The 18,785-nt window shown below is 60.8% G+C and carries 14 protein-coding genes; 5 read left to right on the forward strand and 9 right to left on the reverse strand.

Features of this window, described 5'->3' with window-relative positions; genetic code table 11:
* Positions 1 to 206: 206 nt before the first annotated feature.
* The 9 genes from ACXAH0_RS11015 to ACXAH0_RS11055 form a co-directional block, all read right to left on the reverse strand.
* On the reverse strand, positions 207 to 1,319 hold the full coding sequence (locus ACXAH0_RS11015; protein ID WP_475191179.1) for a CmpA/NrtA family ABC transporter substrate-binding protein: 1,113 nt from the start codon (positions 1,317 to 1,319) through the stop codon (positions 207 to 209).
* Positions 1,320 to 1,378: 59 nt separating this feature from the next.
* Positions 1,379 to 1,966 carry an ANTAR domain-containing response regulator gene (locus tag ACXAH0_RS11020; protein ID WP_475191181.1) on the reverse strand — a complete coding sequence of 196 codons (588 nt, stop codon included), beginning with the start codon at positions 1,964 to 1,966 and terminating at the stop codon, positions 1,379 to 1,381.
* A gap of 310 nt (positions 1,967 to 2,276) precedes the next feature.
* Positions 2,277 to 3,131 (reverse strand): metal ABC transporter permease, encoded by an 855-nt coding sequence (locus ACXAH0_RS11025; RefSeq protein ID WP_475191184.1) that lies wholly within the window; start codon positions 3,129 to 3,131, stop codon positions 2,277 to 2,279.
* Positions 3,131 to 4,000, reverse strand: a complete 870-nt coding sequence (locus ACXAH0_RS11030) for a metal ABC transporter permease (RefSeq protein ID WP_475191323.1) — start codon at positions 3,998 to 4,000, stop codon at positions 3,131 to 3,133. Before ACXAH0_RS11030 ends, ACXAH0_RS11025 begins: the two co-directional genes overlap by 1 nt.
* Positions 4,001 to 4,035: 35 nt before the next feature.
* Positions 4,036 to 4,908, reverse strand: a complete 873-nt coding sequence (locus ACXAH0_RS11035) for a manganese/iron ABC transporter ATP-binding protein (protein WP_475191327.1) — start codon at positions 4,906 to 4,908, stop codon at positions 4,036 to 4,038.
* Between the two features lie 108 nt (positions 4,909 to 5,016).
* Entirely contained in the window at positions 5,017 to 5,919 is a 903-nt protein-coding gene (locus ACXAH0_RS11040; RefSeq protein WP_475191186.1) for a metal ABC transporter substrate-binding protein, read from the reverse strand.
* A gap of 602 nt (positions 5,920 to 6,521) precedes the next feature.
* On the reverse strand, positions 6,522 to 7,436 hold the full coding sequence (locus tag ACXAH0_RS11045; RefSeq protein WP_475183518.1) for a response regulator: 915 nt from the start codon (positions 7,434 to 7,436) through the stop codon (positions 6,522 to 6,524).
* The gene (locus ACXAH0_RS11050) at positions 7,426 to 10,815 is read right to left on the reverse strand and encodes a hybrid sensor histidine kinase/response regulator (RefSeq protein ID WP_475191187.1); all 3,390 of its coding nucleotides are present in this window, start codon (positions 10,813 to 10,815) and stop codon (positions 7,426 to 7,428) included. Before ACXAH0_RS11050 ends, ACXAH0_RS11045 begins: the two co-directional genes overlap by 11 nt.
* A 240-nt stretch (positions 10,816 to 11,055) precedes the next feature.
* Complete coding sequence (locus ACXAH0_RS11055) at positions 11,056 to 12,375, reverse strand: hypothetical protein (protein ID WP_475191189.1); 1,320 nt, start codon at positions 12,373 to 12,375, stop codon at positions 11,056 to 11,058.
* A 391-nt stretch (positions 12,376 to 12,766) separates the two neighbouring features.
* On the opposite strand from ACXAH0_RS11055, the gene urtA reads away from it, so the two are divergent.
* The 5 genes from urtA to urtE all read left to right on the forward strand — a co-directional run bounded on the left by urtA (position 12,767) and on the right by urtE (position 18,625).
* On the forward strand, positions 12,767 to 14,050 hold the full coding sequence (urtA, locus tag ACXAH0_RS11060) for an urea ABC transporter substrate-binding protein (protein ID WP_475183525.1): 1,284 nt from the start codon (positions 12,767 to 12,769) through the stop codon (positions 14,048 to 14,050).
* 182 nt (positions 14,051 to 14,232) lie between these two features.
* Positions 14,233 to 15,852 (forward strand): urea ABC transporter permease subunit UrtB, encoded by a 1,620-nt coding sequence (gene urtB, locus ACXAH0_RS11065; protein WP_475191192.1) that lies wholly within the window; start codon positions 14,233 to 14,235, stop codon positions 15,850 to 15,852.
* A complete protein-coding gene (gene urtC / locus ACXAH0_RS11070) occupies positions 15,849 to 17,108 on the forward strand; it encodes an urea ABC transporter permease subunit UrtC (RefSeq protein ID WP_475191194.1) in 1,260 nt (419 codons plus the stop codon). Before urtB ends, urtC begins: the two co-directional genes overlap by 4 nt.
* 3 nt (positions 17,109 to 17,111) lie before the next feature.
* On the forward strand, positions 17,112 to 17,858 hold the full coding sequence (gene urtD, locus ACXAH0_RS11075) for an urea ABC transporter ATP-binding protein UrtD (RefSeq protein WP_475191197.1): 747 nt from the start codon (positions 17,112 to 17,114) through the stop codon (positions 17,856 to 17,858).
* Positions 17,859 to 17,929: 71 nt separating this feature from the next.
* Positions 17,930 to 18,625, forward strand: coding sequence for an urea ABC transporter ATP-binding subunit UrtE (gene urtE / locus ACXAH0_RS11080; protein ID WP_475183533.1), 696 nt, complete (start codon positions 17,930 to 17,932; stop codon positions 18,623 to 18,625).
* Positions 18,626 to 18,785: the final 160 nt, after the last annotated feature.

Consider the following 18,785-nt stretch of genomic DNA (forward strand, 5'->3'; position numbering starts at 1 on the left):
AGGCAGACGCCTTATCTTTGTGCAATGCAGCGTTTCTTCGACCGCCCTGGATCAGGCTGCCTGGACCGATCCAGAAAGCGCCGCGTTCATCCAGCTTCAAACTGCTTTGTCTTTTGCATTCACATCTCTGGTGTCTGGCAGCGACGAGCACACCCGCTGAAGCGGGATTTGGTTTAGAGTATCGCGCGATAAGTCTGCACGATGCTCTAGCCAGCGGCCTGATCGAAAAGGGACATGGGGGGCGCGTCCGGCTGACTGCCGATGTTCAAGGCCTGCCGGTAAGTGTTGGGACAAAAAACCCCGGCAACGGTCGCCACGGCCTCAGGCTCAATGGCCTCGGCCTGCCCCCAGCGCACCATCTGCTCGTAAAACCATTGGCCCTGGGCCGGAGATGGAGCCGCCTTGGCACCACCGGAAAAGGTCAGGAAATCCGGGATCGTACGGGAGGTGGTGCGGCCAAACCGCATCTCACCGCCAAGGGCCGGCCGGCAGATCTCCGGCGCGCAGGCCAGATAGTCCGGACCGGACAGAATAGACGTCAGCCGCCCCACATTCTGCGGGTCTGCGCACCAGTCCGCCGCCCGCGAGACGGCCCTTAAAAGAGCCGCCAGGGTTTCGGGATGCGCTTCGGCCCAGCGGCGCGTGACCCCCAGCACCTTTTCTGGGCTGTCGGGCCAGATCGCCTGTTTATAGGTGGCGATCCGGCCGGTTCCGGCCACCACGGCGGCCGTGTTCCAGGGCTCACCAACGCAATAGCCGTCGAGCTGCCCCGCCGCCAGGGCGTCCGGCATGAGCTGAGGGGCCAGAACGGTGATTTCGACATCCCGGTCCGGGTCGATCCCGGCCGCTGCCAGCCAGTAGCGCAATTCATAGGCGTGGCCGGAAAAGGGATGCACGACCCCGAAACGCAAGGAGGCCTCGTCCTTGCCTGCCCCCAGCGCCAAGACCTTTGAAAGCGCTGCGCCTGTGGAGGCTGGGCCACCCGTGCGGTCGGCCCCGTTCTCCACCATGTCCTGCCACAGCGCCGTCGCCACGGTGATGGCATTGCCCCCAAGGCCCAGCACCATGGGCGCCAGCATGGGCACGGCAAGGCTTGTCAGATTGAGACTGGCCGCAATCGGCATCGGCGCCAGCATATGGGCCACATCGAAATGCCCGACCCCGACCCGGTCGCGGATATTGGCCCAGGAGGTTTCCCGCACCAGCTTCAGGCTGATCCCCTCCTGCTCGGCAAAGCCCATCTCATGGGCCGCGACCAGAACCGCACTGTCCAGAAGCGGAATGAAGCCCGCGATTACGGGTGTCAACGGCTTGTCCATGATCCTCCGGTCTCCCTGATGGCCGCTCCTCCCCGGCCAGTTTGTCCTGTCCGCATCCGTCACTCTCCCAGCAGGCCACTGGCGATGACAAGGCTTTGGGCCACATCGATGATCTTGCGGCTCTGATTCATCGCCGTCCGGCGCAACAGGTCATAGGCTTGCTGTTCCGTCAGCCCTTTCGATTTCATAAGAATGCCCTTCGCCCGGTCGATGGTTTTGCGGTCCGCCAGCTCCGTGCGCGCATCTTCCAGATCCTGGGCCAGTTTGGAAAAGGCCCTGAAGCGGCTGACGGCCATGTCCAGAATCGGTTTGACCCGCTCCCGCTTGAGGCCGTCGACCACATAGGCGGACACGCCCGCATCAACAGCCGCTTCGATGGACTGGCTGTCCGCCTTATCGACAAACATGGCAATCGGGCGCTGGACCGCGCGCGAGACCTGAAACATGTGTTCCAGCTGGTCCCGGTTCGGGTTTTCCAGATCAATGACGATCACATCCGGGTTGATGTCCGCGATCTGCCGGACAAGGCCATCCATCTGATGCACGAGAATAACGGACTCGTGGCCGGCATCGCGCAGTCCTTCTTCGATAATGGACGCGCGGATCTTATTGTCATCGATGACGAGGATCGAAATGCCACTGCTCATGCCCGCATTATGCGCAGAGCTATTTTTTATGCAACAAACATACTGCAGCGCAGCAAGAATTTGCGCCACCGGTCACAACGCGAGGATTTCCCTGCAGCTGAAACACCTGTTTACGGCACGCCTTGCCCGCCTGAATGGCCAGGGGCCCGCCCGTCTTGCCTGCCCCCGACCGGCTCTGTCTGCAGGCCCGCCCCAAAAGACGGAGCAGGTTTCGTCAAGGCCGGTCTGGCTCTCCCGTTGCGCTGGCCTGTTCGAGGGCAAACAGCAAGAGAAACCGCCGGTCAAACGGGTTGGCTTCAGGGCCCGTCTTCTAGGTCCTCTCCAGCTGGATCTGCTGCTGGGAGTCGCGGCGCGTCAGGATCTGGCGACGCGCGAAGGCCGCCACAAAGATGGCCGTCAAGATCAGGATAATCGTCGGGGCAGTGGCGCTGTCCAGAAAGAACGAGGCATAGGTGCCTGCCAGCATGGCGGACATGCATACCAGAACGGACACCCAGAGCATCGTACGGAACGTCCGTACCAGCAGGAAGGCAATCGCGCCGGGCGAGATCAGAAGGCCGACGGCCAGGATCAGCCCGGCGGCGGACAGGGTCGCCACGATGGTCAGCGACAGGGCCGCCAGAAGACCATAATGCAGAATATTGACCGGCAGGCCCGAGGCCCGCGCCTGGGCCGCATCAAAGCTGTGCAGGACCAGATCCTTCCATTTCAGGACCAGCGCACCGCCAACCAGTATGGCAATGACACCAGCGGTCAAAAGATCCTGTGTCCCGACCCCCAGCATGTTGCCAAACAGGATGTGATCCAGATGCACGCTGGATTCGATGGACACGTAGAGTACGATGCCCAGCCCGAACATGCCGGAAAAGACGACGCCCATGACCGTGTCCTGCTTCACCCGGCTGTTGCCGGACAGATAGCCGGTGGCCAGCGCACAGACCATCCCGGCGGCAAAGGCCCCGATCAGGAGCGGTATTCCGAGAATATAGGCAATCACGATGCCGGGCAGGATGGCATGACTGACCGCATCTCCCATCAGGGCCCAACCCTTGACCACCAGAAAACAGGACAGCAGCGCTGTGGGAATGGAGACGATGATGCAGATCAGGAAAGCGTTCTGCATGAAGGGAAACCGAAAGGGCAGCAAGAGCGTGTCGAGATCCATCACGCCCCCTCCCCGCGCGCGGCCGCTTCAGTCACGGCAGCGGCCGGCTGAGGTCCCTTCCTGAGCGCGTCCGCCGCCTTGCGGCGGGCCGTCAGCAGCCCATGTTTGGGTGCCAGCAAAAAGGTGGCCAGGAAGATCAGGGTTTGCATCACGACAATGATGCCGCCAGTCGCCCCGTCCAGAAAATAACTGATATAGGCTCCGGAAAAACTGGTAAGGGTCCCGATAGCCACCGACAGGGCAATCAGCCGGGGAAACCGGTCGCACAACAGATAGGCGGTCGCCCCCGGCGTGACCACCATGGCAATCACCAGAAAGGCGCCGACCGTCTGCATGGCCGCCACCACGCAGGCGGACAGAAGCACGAAAAAAACCGCCTTCAGCAGCCCCGGCTTCAGGCCGATGGTGCGCGCGTGGCTTTCATCGAAGAAAGTCACCATCAGATCCTTCCACTTGGCCAGCAGCACCGCCAGGGACACAAACCCGATAATGGCAAGCTGAAGCGTGTCTTCCGGCGTGATCGCCAGAATATTGCCCATGGTGATGGTCTGAATGGACACGGAGACCGGATTGACCGACACGATGAACAGCCCAAGCCCGAAAAAGGCGGTGAAGATCAGCCCGATGATCACGTCCACCTTGAGGCCGGAGCGTTCGGACAGGAACAGCATGGCGGCCGCCGCCATCCCGCCCGCCAGAAAAGCGCCGAGCGAAAACGGCAGGCCGAGAATATAGGCTCCCGCGACCCCCGGCACCACGGAATGGGACAGGGCATCGCCGATCAGCGACCAGCCCTTCAGCATCAGATAGGCTGACAGAAACGCGCAGACCCCGCCCACCAGTGCCGACACCCACATGGCATTGAGCATGTAGGCATAGCCGAAAGGTTCCGTGAGGAGATCGATCACCGGCCGCCCTCCGTTGTTTGAACCTCATCGCCATATTGCACGAAAGGCCGCTCGTCATCGGTCAGGATGGTGACCTTGCGCGGATCGCCATCCGTATGCAGGGTCTCGTCGGAGATGGTGAAGTGGCGCAGCACACCGCCAAAGGCCTGTTCCAGATTGGCCCGGGTAAAGGTCGCCGCCGTTGCGCCATAGGCCAGCACCGTGCCTTTGACCAGAACCGTACGGTCGCAGAATTCGGGAACCGATCCGAGATTGTGGGTTGAGACCAGCATCACCCGGCCCTCGTCGCGCAGCTCTTTCAAAAGCGCGACGATCTGGTCTTCCGTTTTCACATCCACGCCGGTAAAGGGCTCATCCAGCAGGATCACCTGGCCGTCCTGGGCCAGAGCCCGCGCCAAAAACACCCGCTTGCGCTGGCCACCGGACAATTCGCCGATCTGGCGGTGCCGGAAGTCCTGCATGTTGACCCTTAGAAGCGCCTGATCGACCGCCTCCCGGTCTTCCTGCCGGGGCCGGCGGAAAAAGCCCATATGGCCATAGCGGCCCATCATGACCACGTCTTCCACCAGCACCGGAAAAGACCAATCGACTTCTTCGGACTGGGGCACATAGGCCACCAGATTGCGCCTTAAAGCGTCTTCTACCGGCAGATCCAGAATGCGTATCCGCCCGCTGGCCGCCGGAACGAAACCCATGATGGCCTTGAACAAGGTGGATTTGCCTGCCCCGTTGACCCCGACCAGCGCCGTGACCGTGCCGCGCGGTATGGCGAAACTGGCATTCCACAGGGCCGTGTGGCCGTTCCGGTAGGTCACGGTCACATCTTCGGCGGAGAGGCCGCCGGTCTCCGCTGGCGCGGTCACATCCATTTCCGGGTCCTTGAGAATTTGCAGCACGGGGGTTCCCATTAAAGAGCACAATTCATGACATCACAATTGCGGCCTCGCAGCGCAGAGCCGCGAGGCCGTGCACCGGCCTCAATGCGCGGCCGATTTCAGTCCGTTGGCGACAGTTCCGGCGGTCACCTTCAGAAGGTCCAGATAGGTCGGCACCTTGCCGCCGGGCTTGCTCAGAGAATCCACATAAAGCTCCCCGCCATACTTCGCACCGGTCTCCCGGGCGACCTGCTTGGCTGGCGCCGTGTTTACCGTGCTTTCGCAAAATACCACCGGGATATGATGCTCTTTCACCCCGTCAATCACCTTGCGCACCTGCTGGGGAGTGCCCATGTGATCCGCATTGATCGGCCACAGATAGAGCTCCTTCATATCGAAGTCCCGGGCCAGATAGCTGAACGCGCCTTCGCAGGTGACCAGCCAGCGCTGCCCTTCGGGGATTGCGGCCACGCTCTTTCGCAAGGGGCCGATGGCCGCGCGCAGCTTTGCCTTATAGGCCTCGCCGTTTTTCTTGTAGACTGCCGCATTGGCCGGGTCCTGCCTGGAAAACGCCGTCACGATGTTGTCGACATAGATCTGGGCATTTTCGAGCCCCATCCAGGCATGGGGATTGGGTTTGCCCTTATAGGCGCCGGAGTTGATGGCAATCGGTTTGATACCATCACTCACGGTGACAGACGGCATGTCACCGATCTGGGCGACGAACTGCTTGAACCAGCGCTCCAGATTCAGCCCGTTCCACAGGATCAGATCCGCATCAGATGCCCGGACGATATCCTGCGGTGTGGGCTGGTAGCCATGAATTTCCGCGCCCGGCTTGGTAATGGACACCACGTCGGCTGCATTCCCGGCAACATTCTTCGCCATATCCGCAATCACAGTGAAGGTTGTCACCACCTTCATCTTGTCCGCGGCCTGTGCAGCGCCCGTAATAGAGGACAGCATGGCCGCCAGCGCAGCCGCCAGAACCAATTTCTTGACCATTCCAAACTCCTGAGAGGGGGGTTACGCGATTTCTGCAATTGATATTGCAAATCATTTGCAACTGTCAAGCTTGTTGCGAACGGTTCGCAGCTTCAGCCGCTCCACGTTTGAGGCTCATACCAACCTCGATAGCTAGGAACCGATCTGACCGTGTTTGGGGACTGTTCGGTAAGGAGCAGGTTGCAAGGCGATATGGTTTATCGTTCAAAACCTGGGACGCAGCTGAACAGTCCCCAAACACGGCCTCGGTGGCCTGCTCCGGCCCGCCGGACTGCGTTGCGCCGCTTGAACGGCCAACCAGGCCGTCCTGCGCAACGCGCCTTGCCGGCCAATCCGGACCAGCGCCATCAGATGGGTTTCTATCTAGTGAGGTTGGTATCAGACGGCCAGAGGGCGGCGGGCCCGCGTTTTTCAAAGCCCGGCGCTCCGCTATAAGCAACCCGAAAACGAAGACACTGCGTTTTTCTGATCCTGCGCTTTCCGCATACGGCAGCGCCCGTGAGACCAAGGCGTTTCGCCGGATGTGCCGCCCGCTGCCTGACATCAGAGATTTCAGTGCTGCAGGCAAAGCGCTTTGCCTGCGGCGTGACCACGACACAGTCTTAAAAAGCGTAGATGACTTCCGCCGCCCGCACCGCAGCAGAGGCCCGGTTTTCAACGCCCAGTTTGACGAAGATTTGTTCCAGATGCTTGTTGACCGTGCGCGGCGACAGGCCAAGGATCTCACCGATATCCTTGTTGGACTTGCCCTTGGCGATCCAGATCAGCACTTCGGCCTCACGCTGTGTCAGGTCAAACCGCGCCTGCAACGCCCCGATCTGGCCAGCCTCGTCTTCGGCGGTCACGCGGAAAAGGTTTTCATCCGGCCCGACCCCACCCAGAGGATGCAGCTGCACGGACAGGTCATTCGGCAAGGGCAGCATGAACGGGCGGCGGCTGCCCGCCTGCGCATCGGCGCCCTGAAGCCAGTCCCCCAAGGCGCGGCCAAGCTGGCTTAAAACCGTGTCCACATCCCCAGCCCGCGCAAGCAGCGACTGAATCTGCGGCGTTGACCAGAGCACCGTGCCCTTCGAGCTGACAGCGACAAGATGGCGGCCGGACGCATCCAGGGCCACATGGGCGCTTTGCACAGACCGGGCATTTTTCAAATGCACCTTGATGCGGGCCTGCAGCTCGTCAACGTCAATCGGTTTGGTCAGGAAATCGACCCCACCCGATTCCAGAGCCTTGATGATGTGTTCGGTTTCCGACAGCCCTGTCATGAAAATCACCGGCACATGCTGCAACATCGGGTTTTGCTTGAGTGTCCGGCAGGTCTCGAACCCGTCGAGCCCCGGCATGACCGCATCCATTAAAATCGTGTCCGGCGTGACCCGGTCACACACTTTCAGCGCCGCCTCGCCGCTGGTGGCCACCAGAACGGCAATCCCGGTCTTTTTCAGGGCTTCGGTGACAAAGCCCAGCGTTTGCGGGCTGTCATCCACCACCAGAACCGTATCGCGGCGTTCATCCGTCATGGGTTTCCAATTTGCTCAAGACATCCCTGTAGGCATCGAAGTCAAACCGGTGGAGATGGCGGTTCAGCGCCTCCACAAGCGGCTTGTTTTTCGGCGTTCCCGCCAGTTCCTGCAATTTGGCTTCAATCCCCTCCACATAGCCAATGTCTGCCAGGGACATCAGATCGGCAACATGTTTTGCGCCAGGCGAATGCAACCGGCCCGTTGCCTGTTGGCCGCCCCCCTCGTCCAGCGGGGTTTCGGTCCAGGTCAGCCCCATGTGCTTTTGCAGAAGGTCCAGCAGGCGCCCCACATCAAAGGGCTTCGCCAGGGTTGCATCGTGATGGGCCGGACCTTCCGGACGCAGGGCCGCATCGCCAATATTGGCCGACAGCATGACAATCGGTGCGCTGACGTCTTTTGACCTCAACGTTGCCGCCAGCGCCCAGCCATTCATACCGGGCATCAGGATGTCAATCAGGTAGAGATCGGGCGCAATGTCCGACAGGCTGGCAAGGCAGGCAGCCCCGTTTTCCGCTTCCCAGACGGTGAAGCCGAGGGGTTTGAGCACATCGCGGACCAGCGCCCTGTGATCGGGATTGTCATCGACCACGGCAACCGATCTGCGCGCGCCCAGATAGCCCCGGACCTGACGCTCCAGCCGCACGGGGTCAACCGGCCGGTCGACCGCGGCCAGCATCAGCCGTACCTCGAAGGAGGCCCCCTTGCCCGGCTCACTGGCCAGCGCAATCGCCCCGCCCATGGTTTCGGTCAGCAATTTGGTGATGGTCAGACCCAATCCGAGCCCCGGCACTCTCGAACTGTCCGCCGCCTTGCTGCGCCCGAACGGCTCGAACACCTTGGCCTGTTCGTCCAGTGTGATCCCCGGTCCAGTATCAGCAACGGTGAAGCTGGCGACCTGGGAGCGGTAGGTGATCTTGAAACGCACCTCGCCCGTTTCGGTGAACTTGATGGCATTTGACAGGAGATTAACCAGGATCTGGCGCAGGCGCTTTTCGTCCGTGCGGACAAAGACAGGCAGATTTGGCGCTCTTTCAAAGGCAAACCCAAGCCCCTTGGCGCTCGCCTGCATCTTGAACATATCGACGATCTGATCCAGGAACTCGTGAATATTGATTTCGTTGGAATAGATCTGCAGGCGCCCGGCCTCGATCCGGGAAATGTCCAGAAGGCCATCAATCAGGCCTGACAGGTGCTCGGCGCTGCGGCGGATGGTGCTGACCGCAGGCCGCCGCTGTTCCGGCACCGTTTCATCCCGCTCCAGCACCTGGGCATAGCCGAGCACAGCATTGAGCGGTGTCCTGAGTTCGTGACTGAGGCCAACCACATAGCGGCTTTTGGCCAGATTGGCTGCTTCGGCGTCCTCCTTGGCCTTTTGCAGAGCCGCATCTGTGGCCCGGTGCGCATCGATTTCCTTTTGCAACAGCGCATTCTGACGCGCGGATTCTTCTTCCGCGACCCGCCGCGTGTCATGGGCCAGCACCAAAAACCAGCAGGCGATCCCGGCCACAATCGCAAAGACAAAGAAGATCAGGGTCACGGTCTGGGCCATGAGACCCGTCGGGTCCCCCAACCGGCTTTCGGCCTGGGAATAGATCGTGAAGAGCACCAGCCCGAGGCCGGTTACGGAAAAGATCGAGGCCAGCGCATAGCGTCCCAGACGGGTGCTAAGCTGGGCCAGAACGCGGCCCGGCAGCACCAGCGCAGCGACAGTGCCCACCTGGTGGGCCGCCCGGGCCTTGGGCTTGCAGGAATCATGACACCGCGCATCCAGCGAGCAGCAGAGCGAGCAGATCGGCGCCTGATAAGCCGGGCAATAGGCCATGTCTTCCGGCTCAAACGGGTTTTCACAAATCGAGCAGGCAATGTGCTCCCGCGTCTGCCAACCGGCGCGGGGCTTGCGGGCCAGATAGAACTGGCCCTTGGTCGCCAGTGCGATCAGCGGCGCCGCCACAAAGGCCACCGCCATGGCCAGAAAGGTTGCCAAAGCGGCGGCAAGATCACCGAACTGGCCGAAATGGGCCGCAAGTGCCAGCCCGGCGGCCAGCAGCATGGCGCCCGTGCCAACCGGGTTGATGTCGTAAAGATGGGCCCGTTTGAATTCGATCCCCGGTGGCGACAGGCCGAGCGGCTTGTTGATGAACAGATCGGCGGAAATCGCCGACAGCCAGGCCATGGCTATGATGGAGAAAATTCCCAGCGTCTCTTCAAGGAGCCGATAGATCCCCAGTTCCATGAGGAGAAGCGCAATGCCCACATTGAAGACCAGCCAGACCACCCGGCCGGGATGGGAATGGGTCAGGCGGGAGAAGAAATTCGACCAGGCAAGCGAGCCCGCATAAGCGTTCATCACGTTGATCTTGAGCTGGGCTACCACCACAAAAGCAGCCATCAGCAGCAGCACCAAGGTCTCGTTGGGGATCATGTAGCCGAAGGCGACCGCATACATGCGCGAAGGCTCGTCCGCATGGCCGACAGGCACCCCGTGGGACAACACCAGAACCGCCAGAAACGAGCCTGCGATCATCTTGGGCGCCCCCAGCACCACCCAGCCGGGCCCCGCCAGAAACAGGGCAAGGCGGTGCCGCCGGCGCTTGAAGTCGTCGGCGGGCAAAAAGCGCAGGAAGTCGACCTGCTCGCCGATCTGGGCCATCAGCGCGAGAATAACCGCCGTCGCCGCCCCGAAACTGATCAGGTTGACACTCTCCCAGCCGCCCGCATCTTCGCGGGGCGCAAGGGTCTGCGGATCAATGCCGGAGAAGGCCAGCCAGGTGCCGACCGATTGCCAGTCGGTGAAGGCGATGAACACGAAGGGCAGAATGTTGAGAATGATCCAGAACGGCTGAGTGGCCAGCTGAAACCGGCTGATCCAGGTGATCCCATGGGTCACAAGGGGAATAACGGCCACCGCGCTGATGATGTAGCCGAGCCAGAGCGGCAGGCCGAAGGCGAATTCCAGCGCGCTCGACATGATCGAGGCTTCAATGGCAAAGAGGATGAAGGTGAAACTGGCATAGATCAGCGAGGTGACCGTGGAGCCGATATAGCCGAACCCGGCCCCGCGCGTCAGAAGGTCGATATCCACCCCATAACGCATGGCATAGCGGCTGATGGGCAAACCGACGACCAGCAGCACCAGACTGCCCACCAGGATTGCCACAAAAGCATTGGCCGTGCCGTGCGACAGGGTAATCGCCCCGCCTATGGCCTCCAGCGCCAGAAAGGAAATCGCGCCGATGGCGGTCTGGGAAATGGCCCGTGAGGAGAACCGGCGCGCCCCCTTGGCGGTAAAGCGCAGGGCATAGTCTTCCAGGGTCTGGTTGTTGACCCATTTGTTGTATTGCCGCCGGACCGGCAGAATGCGCTGACGGGCGGTCATACGGGCGCCCCCGCCCAACAAATCATCATATGCCCAATTCTTAATCACGCACTCTGGCGCGTCTTGTCATCACAGGCCCGATTTCAGCCAAGACTTTATCCAAAGCACAATTCGTGCCGGACAGATCTCCGCGCGGGGGAAACAGTAAACTCCCCTGGCTGGCGCGTCTTCAAAAACCGCCAGCCAGGGCAAAAGCAAACCGCTGGGTCAAACCCTGAAACCTGCCGGGCAGCGCCGTTTCTAGTTGGCTGTGTCCGGGATCGACCAGAGAAAATCCGTCTGCACGGAATCGATAAAGGCCGGGTCATCGCGCCCGATGTAAAAATCGGCGCCATAGCCGAGCTTTGTGCTGCTGCCGCCGTAATTGGCCATGGCGTGACAGGTCATGCAGTTGCTCTGCACACCATATTCGGTGATCTGCGTTCCGTTGATCGGCCTTTTGATGGAAAAGACGCTTGGAGGAAAGGGCGCTTCGAGATGCGGATTATAGGCGGCCAGTGGCTCGCCGACATTTTCGCCCCCTTCCACTGGCTGCGCTGGCAGAACCATCATATAGGCCGTTGTCATGGCATAGTGATTGGCAGGCGCTTCAAGGCCGCTAGGGCGCGCTGCCGCAATCACCGCGTCACTTGGGCTGTGGGGCGCCTCCGGATTTGGCGTCCACCAGAAGGACTGCCAGGTCCACTGGGTGATCTCCCGCGTGGAGACATGCATGCCAACAAGGATCATGAAATCCCCCGGCTGCAGATCCCCGGACCCGGTCGCCAGGCCGATCTGCTTGGCATCGGTGACGGTCAAGGTAATGAAATCACTGAGATTATATGTGGTTTCGGGCGTCGGGTTGGAGCAGGTCGGATCCACAGAACCATTGCCGCTGCCATTGTTGGAAGGGTCCACATAGACACACTGCCCCCATTTGTTGGACGGAAACGCTTCCGGCGGCGATGGCGTTCCGGGCCAGGCAGCCATCTTGAACAGGCCGTTTTCCAGCGAGGCTTGTGTGATCGGTGCAAAAACCGGTTTCACCGCCATGGCATCAAACGGAAAATCCGGGATTTTTGCGATCTGGCCGGGCTTTTGAAGTCCGGAGAGCGTGCTTGTCTTCAAGAGCTGCGCGGAATGGGCATGCTGGGCAGCAGCCGGGCTATAGGCCACGCTCTCAGTAATGTTCAGGACCGGAGAACTGCCGGCCTCAGCCATGAGCGCCATGGCCTGTTGCGGAATGCGGGCGAATTGGGCAGGTGCTGTCAGGGTCAGTGAAGACTTGGCCCCATCCACCGACGCTGTCAGCGCTGCAGATGGAAGATCGCGGACCTGTTCCGGGCTCAGCCAGGTGTTGTAGATCCGGCCGCCTTCAAAGCCCGGCACGGGGGTTGATGTTGGTGTGGTCAGGGCGGCCCAAAGCCCCCAGCCATGGGAGGCAATCGCGCTCATATCCGGCGGCCCGCCAAAATTGATCCAGCCGTTAATCGTTGTTTCAGGGGTGGGATAGGCATCGCCATTGATCAAGGTTGACGGCAGCGGGTCCCCGTAGAGCGATTGCGATTTCGCTTCTAACATCGAACCCAAAGTCAGAATAAGCCACCCCAGGCACAACAAACTGACGCGCCCGGTCGATGTTCCAATAGTCATCTCTCTCTCCTCTGCCCCTGTCCGGACACGCAGGACCGCGACGTCCCGCCGGAGCAGGAGCCTCTCTGGATATGACGGCCGATATTTTCAGTGGGATCCAGACAAGAAATTACATGGCACAATGACTGTTTTCAACTTTAAATTTAATTCCATCACATTGCCATTTTAAGGAAATCGCTGTTTTACGCACCTCAATTACGTCAATTGACGTATGTTGCAGTGCGGCCGATCCGGCGCACGATCCTTCCCCGACGGCGGCAGACCTTCCAGCCGCCCAGCACCGGCCGGGAACCGGTGCCTATTGAAAAGGGGAAAAGGCATGAAAAAAACTCTCACGAAATTTGCTTTGGCAGGCCTGATGACCTCCACCATGATTGGTGGCGCCTCCGCTGAAGAGACCATCAAGGTCGGCATTCTGCATTCGCTGTCCGGCACCATGGCCATTTCGGAAACCACGCTGAAAGACGCCATGCTGATGCTCATTGAAGAGCAGAACAAAAAAGGCGGCCTTCTGGGCAAAAAGCTGGAAGCCGTTGTGGTCGACCCGGCCTCCGACTGGCCGCTGTTTGCCGAAAAGGCCCGTGAGCTGATCGAAGTGAACGATGTGGATGCTGTGTTCGGCTGCTGGACGTCCGTGTCGCGCAAGTCCGTTCTGCCGGTCTTTGAAGAGCTGAACTCGCTGCTGTTCTACCCGGTCCAGTATGAGGGCGAAGAATCCCAGCGCAACGTCTTCTACACAGGCGCTGCTCCGAACCAGCAGGCCATTCCGGCCGTCGACTACCTGATGAATGAAGAAGGTGTTGAGCGCTGGGTTCTGGCCGGTACCGACTATGTCTATCCGCGTACGACCAACAAGATCCTGGAGGCCTATCTGAAGTCCAAGGGTGTGGCTGAAGAAGACATCATGATCAACTACACGCCGTTCGGTCATTCCGACTGGCAGACGATCGTGTCCGACATCAAGACATTCGGTTCCGCAGGCAAGAAAACCGCCGTGGTCTCCACCATCAACGGCGACGCCAACGTTCCCTTCTACAAGGAACTGGCCAATGCGGGCATCAAGGCGGAAGACATTCCGGTTGTCGCCTTCTCCGTCGGGGAAGAGGAACTGGCCGGTCTCGACACCGGACCTCTCGTCGGCCATCTGGCTGCCTGGAACTACTTCCAGTCCGCCGACACCGACATCAATGCCGAGTTCATCGACGCCTGGCACGCCTATATCGGCAGTGACGAGCGCGTGACCAACGACCCGATGGAAGCTCATTTCATTGGCTTCAACATGTGGGTGAAAGCGGTCGAAAAGGCAGGCACCACCGATGCGGATGCGGTGATCGACGCTATTGTCGGCGTCTCGGTTCCCAATCTGACCGGCGGTTACTCCGCCATGATGCCGAACCATCACATCACCAAGCCGGTCCTGATCGGCGAGATTCAGGATGATGGCCAGTTCGAAACCGTATGGGAGACCTCCGGCCTCGTAGTTGGCGATGCCTGGTCCGACTATCTGGACGGTTCCAAGGACCTGATCTCCGATTGGCGGGCGCCACTGTCCTGCGGCAACTTCAACACGGCCACCGGCAAGTGCGGCGGATCCGGCTCCTAAGGCCCGAACCGCCACTGACGGGGCGGGCTTGTCTGAGCCCGTCCTGATCCGGTTTGGTCTTCCCGGCCCCTTTCAACCCGGTCCGGGAAGCCCCCATCAGACAACCAGCCGCCTCAGCCCGGGGGCCGTCAAAGGCCCGTTCCCAAGACTGAGGGCACCTGAATTCCAACGCTGGTGGACCGATGTCCTTCTTGAAATCCTTTTTAGCCTCACTGCTGCTGGCTGTCCTGTGCACCGGGGCCGTCCATGCCCAGAGCGCTCCTGAGGCCCTTAGGCCCCTGATCAACGAGCTGGCCAAGGGCAAATATGCCGAAACCGAACAGCAGATCGGCGCGCTGGCCGCCACTGGAGACCCGGCCGTTGCCCCGGCCCTGGAAGCTCTCGGCGCCGGAGACCTTTATGTCCGCAAGTCGGACGGCGATGTCTTCATTGCGAAGAAAGCCGGCAAGCGGTTCACGCTGACAGATCCCCTGACCCTGGAAGCGGCGGGCGATGCGGGCCGGCGCGAGGTCAAGAAGATCAAGGTCAACAACAAGCTGCGCCGGGTGATCCGCAGCGCGCTTGGCTCGCTGACGCTCATGGCCGCGGACCCGGCCGTGCGCCTGTCGGCGGCAAAAGCCATCTTCAAGTCCCGCAATCCCGAGAGCATCGACGCCCTTGATACGGCGCTCGCCGCCGAAACCGACCCGAAGGTGCGCCAGGCCATGGAACAGGCCCGGGCCGCAGCCGTGCTCTCCTCCAAACTGGAGGCCTCGCAGAAACTTGACGCGATCAGCACTTTGGCCGAAATGGGCAACCGCGACGCCCTGTCCCTGCTGCTTTCCGTGCATCAGTCTGCGGAGGGGCCGGTCAAAGACGCAGCCCAGAAGGCGGCGGCAGACATTGAAAAATCCATCGCCGCCTGGGATGCGGCGCAAAATGTCTGGTACGGCATTTCCCTCGGCTCCGTGCTGCTGTTGGCCGCCATTGGCCTTGCGATTACCTTCGGCGTCATGGGCGTGATCAACATGGCCCACGGGGAAATGGTGATGATCGGGGCATATGTGACCTTTGTGGTTCAGGAGCTGATCCGCACCTCCGCCCATGACCTGTTCGACTATTCCCTGTTCATCGCCCTGCCGCTCGCCTTTCTGGTCTCCGGCAGCATCGGCATTGCCATTGAACGGGGCGTGATCCGCTGGCTTTACGGCCGCCCGCTGGAAACACTTCTGGCCACGTGGGGCATCTCGCTGATCCTGCAGCAGGCCGTGCGCTCGCTGTTTGGCCCCACCAACCGGGAAGTTGGCAATCCGGAGTGGATGTCCGGAGCCTTCGAACTTGGCCAGATGACCATCACCTATAACCGGATGTGGATTGTTGTCTTTGCCCTGCTGGTTTTTGCCGGTTTGATGCTGGTTCTGAAGAGAACCCCCTTCGGCCTTTACACACGGGCCGTGACCCAGAACCGGCGCATGGCTGCCTCCATGGGCATCCGCACGCCCTGGATTGACGCCCTCACCTTCGGCCTCGGCTCCGGTATTGCCGGAATTGCAGGGGTTGCCCTTTCCCAGATCGACAATGTGTCTCCCAATCTGGGCCAAGGCTACATCATCGACAGCTTCATGGTGGTCGTTTTTGGCGGTGTCGGCAATCTGTGGGGCACTCTGGTCGGCGCACTCACCCTCGGCGTCGTCAATAAGTTCCTTGAGCCTTATGCCGGGGCGGTTCTCGGCAAGATCTTTGTGCTCGTCTTCATCATCCTGTTTATCCAGAAGCGTCCAAGGGGCCTGTTCGCCCTCAAGGGCCGGGCAGTCGAAGCATGATGTCCTCCTTTCTCTTCCGTGCCATGGATGCCCGGGCCAGTCTGTTTCTGGCCATCATGGCCGCCGTGATCATTCTGGTGCCGGCCGGCAATCTGCTGGTGCCGGAAGGCTCCCCCTTCCATGTGCCCACCTATGCAGTCACCTTGATGGGCAAATATCTGACCTATGCCCTGCTCGCCCTCGCGGTTGATCTGGTCTGGGGTTATTGCGGTATTCTTTCGCTGGGCCACGCGGCGTTTTTCGCCCTCGGCGGCTATGCCATGGGCATGTATCTGATGCGCCAGATCGGCACCCGTGGGGTCTATGGGGATCCGGTCCTGCCCGATTTCATGGTGTTCCTGAACTGGCAGGAGCTGCCCTGGTACTGGTACGGATTCGACATGTTCTGGTTTGCGGCGCTGATGGTGCTGCTGGTGCCTGGCCTGCTGGCGTTCATATTCGGCTGGTTTGCCTTCCGCTCCCGCGTGACCGGTGTCTACCTGTCCATCATCACCCAGGCACTGACCTATGCGTTGCTGCTGGCCTTTTTCCGCAATGACATGGGCTTTGGCGGTAACAATGGCCTAACCGATTTCAAGGACATTTTAGGCTTCGGTATTCAGGCCGACACGACGCGGGCCGGTCTGTTCGCCGCCTCCGGGGTGGCCTTGATGGCATGTTTCGTGATCTGCCGGGCCATCACCCGCTCCAAGCTGGGCAAGGTCCTGGTTGCCGTGCGCGATGCGGAAAGCAGAACCCGGTTCCTGGGCTACCGGGTGGAGCACTACAAGCTGTTTGTCTGGACCCTCTCTGCCATGATGGCAGGGATCGCCGGCGCGCTTTATGTGCCGCAGGTCGGCATCATCAATCCGGGGGAATTTGCCCCCGCCAATTCGATCGAAGTGGTGATCTGGGTTGCGGTTGGCGGCCGGGGGACCCTTGTGGGTGCCGTGCTTGGGGCCGTTCTGGTGAATTTTGCCAAGACATGGTTCACCGCCGCCCTGCCCGATATCTGGCTGTTCGCTCTGGGCGGTCTCTTTGTGGTCGTCACCCTGTTCCTGCCCAAGGGCATTGTCGGCACCCTGGGCTCTCTCTGGTCGTCCAGGCGCAACCGCTCTTCCAGGACCGGCTCGGGAGAAGACAGCAGCACGCCTCCGGCGCCACCGGTCAAGGCGGACACTGCCCCTTTGACGCCAAAGGACCCGGCTGTGTCCGGCGCCCTCCCCGACGCACCGGCAAAGCCTGCCGGTGGCCCGCAGCCTCAGCCAGCGGAGTAGATCATGACACGCACCAGCAGCCTGCTTTACCTGGACGGGGTCTCGGTGTCCTTTGACGGTTTCAAGGCGCTCAACGAATTGTCCCTGACCGTGGCGCCGGGTGAAATGCGCGCCATTATCGGCCCCAACGGGGCCGGCAAGACCACGATGATGGATGTGATCACCGGCAAGACCCGGCCGGACACAGGCGATGTCTTTTTCAACGGCACCATCGATCTGACCGGCGAAGATGAAGCCTCCATTGCCGAACTCGGCATCGGCCGGAAGTTTCAAAAGCCGACCGTGTTTGAAAGCCACACGGTCTGGGACAATCTGGATCTGGCCCTGAAAGCCCCGCGCGGCCCTTTCGCCACCTTGTTTCACGTTATCACCGGCGCTGAGAAAAAAAGGATCGACGCCCTGCTGGAGCTGATCCGGCTGACCGGAAAGCGGGATGACCTGGCAGCCAATCTCAGCCACGGGCAGAAACAGTGGCTGGAGATCGGAATGCTTCTGGCGCAAGATCCGAAGCTTCTTCTCGTCGACGAACCGGCAGCCGGAATGACTGATGCGGAAACGGCGGAAACGGCGGATCTTTTGAAGGACATCGCCAAGGATCATTCGGTTGTTGTCGTGGAGCACGACATGGATTTTGTGCGCTCGCTCGGCGTGAAGGTCACCGTGTTGCACGAAGGTTCCGTTCTGGCGGAAGGCTCGCTGGATCATGTGTCTGCCGACGAGCGGGTCGTTGAAGTCTATCTGGGCCGCTAGAGCAGGTCCTGTCCCTGTTTACCAAGGAGAGGCTTTCAGGCCGCTTCCCGTTTGACCGAAGGTCCAAGACAATGCTTGAAGTCGAAAACATCAATCTTCACTACGGCGCCGCCCAGGCGCTCAAAGGGATCTCGCTGACCGCTGAAACCGGCAAAGTCACCTGTCTCATGGGCCGCAACGGGGTCGGCAAGACCTCCACCTTGCGCGCTGTTGCCGGGCAGCATGGCATCAGCAGCGGCCGGATCCTTTGGGAGGGTGAGGATATCTCCAACCTGCCCGCCCATGCCCGGGCCCGCAAAGGCATTGCGCTGGTTCCCCAGGGCCGGGAGATCTTCCCTCTACTTTCGGTGAAGGAAAATCTGGAAACCGGCTATGCCCCGATCAGCCGCAAGGACAGGTTCATTCCCGAGACGATTTTCGACTTGTTCCCGGTGCTCAAAGACATGCTTGGCCGACGCGGCGGCGACCTGTCGGGGGGCCAGCAGCAGCAGCTTGCCATCGCCCGGGCGCTCGTGACCCGGCCCCGGCTGCTGGTCCTGGACGAGCCGACAGAGGGCATTCAGCCTTCGATCATCAAGGATATCGGCCGGGCCATCACCTGGCTGCGCGACCAGGGCACCATGGCGATTGTGCTGGTGGAGCAGTATTTCGAGTTTGCCCGTGACCTTGCCGATGACTATGCCGTCATGGACCGGGGCGAAATCGTTCTGTCCGGCTCCGGCGCAGATCTGTCGGAAACCGAGGTCCGGCGGTTTCTGACTGTCTAGCGCCGCAGGTCCGCCCGGTCTGCAGCACACCTGACTGCGACGGCTTTGGGACTAGCCATCGGTTCTCAAGTCGTGCTACGGGCTGTTAAGCTCTCAGCCCGCTGTCACGCAGGGCGCTTGAGCTTCAGGCCTTGGGTCAACGTCAGAAACTGGAATTTTA

The sequence above is a fragment of the Roseibium sp. AWQ4_290 genome, from assembly GCF_056160985.1.

Bases quoted from the DNA above. Each gene is read 5' to 3' on its own strand.
- ACXAH0_RS11015 (WP_475191179.1), bottom strand. From the start codon at position 1,319: ATGGACAAGCCGTTGACACCCGTAATCGCGGGCTTCATTCCGCTTCTG.
- ACXAH0_RS11020 (WP_475191181.1), bottom strand. From the start codon at position 1,966: ATGAGCAGTGGCATTTCGATCCTCGTCATCGATGACAATAAGATCCGC.
- ACXAH0_RS11025 (WP_475191184.1), bottom strand. From the start codon at position 3,131: ATGGATCTCGACACGCTCTTGCTGCCCTTTCGGTTTCCCTTCATGCAG.
- ACXAH0_RS11030 (WP_475191323.1), bottom strand. From the start codon at position 4,000: ATGCTCAATGCCATGTGGGTGTCGGCACTGGTGGGCGGGGTCTGCGCG.
- ACXAH0_RS11035 (WP_475191327.1), bottom strand. From the start codon at position 4,908: ATGGATGTGACCGCGCCAGCGGAGACCGGCGGCCTCTCCGCCGAAGAT.
- ACXAH0_RS11040 (WP_475191186.1), bottom strand. From the start codon at position 5,919: ATGGTCAAGAAATTGGTTCTGGCGGCTGCGCTGGCGGCCATGCTGTCC.
- ACXAH0_RS11045 (WP_475183518.1), bottom strand. From the start codon at position 7,436: ATGACGGATGAACGCCGCGATACGGTTCTGGTGGTGGATGACAGCCCG.
- ACXAH0_RS11050 (WP_475191187.1), bottom strand. From the start codon at position 10,815: ATGACCGCCCGTCAGCGCATTCTGCCGGTCCGGCGGCAATACAACAAA.
- ACXAH0_RS11055 (WP_475191189.1), bottom strand. From the start codon at position 12,375: ATGTTAGAAGCGAAATCGCAATCGCTCTACGGGGACCCGCTGCCGTCA.
- urtA (WP_475183525.1), top strand. From the start codon at position 12,767: ATGAAAAAAACTCTCACGAAATTTGCTTTGGCAGGCCTGATGACCTCC.
- urtB (WP_475191192.1), top strand. From the start codon at position 14,233: ATGTCCTTCTTGAAATCCTTTTTAGCCTCACTGCTGCTGGCTGTCCTG.
- urtC (WP_475191194.1), top strand. From the start codon at position 15,849: ATGATGTCCTCCTTTCTCTTCCGTGCCATGGATGCCCGGGCCAGTCTG.
- urtD (WP_475191197.1), top strand. From the start codon at position 17,112: ATGACACGCACCAGCAGCCTGCTTTACCTGGACGGGGTCTCGGTGTCC.
- urtE (WP_475183533.1), top strand. From the start codon at position 17,930: ATGCTTGAAGTCGAAAACATCAATCTTCACTACGGCGCCGCCCAGGCG.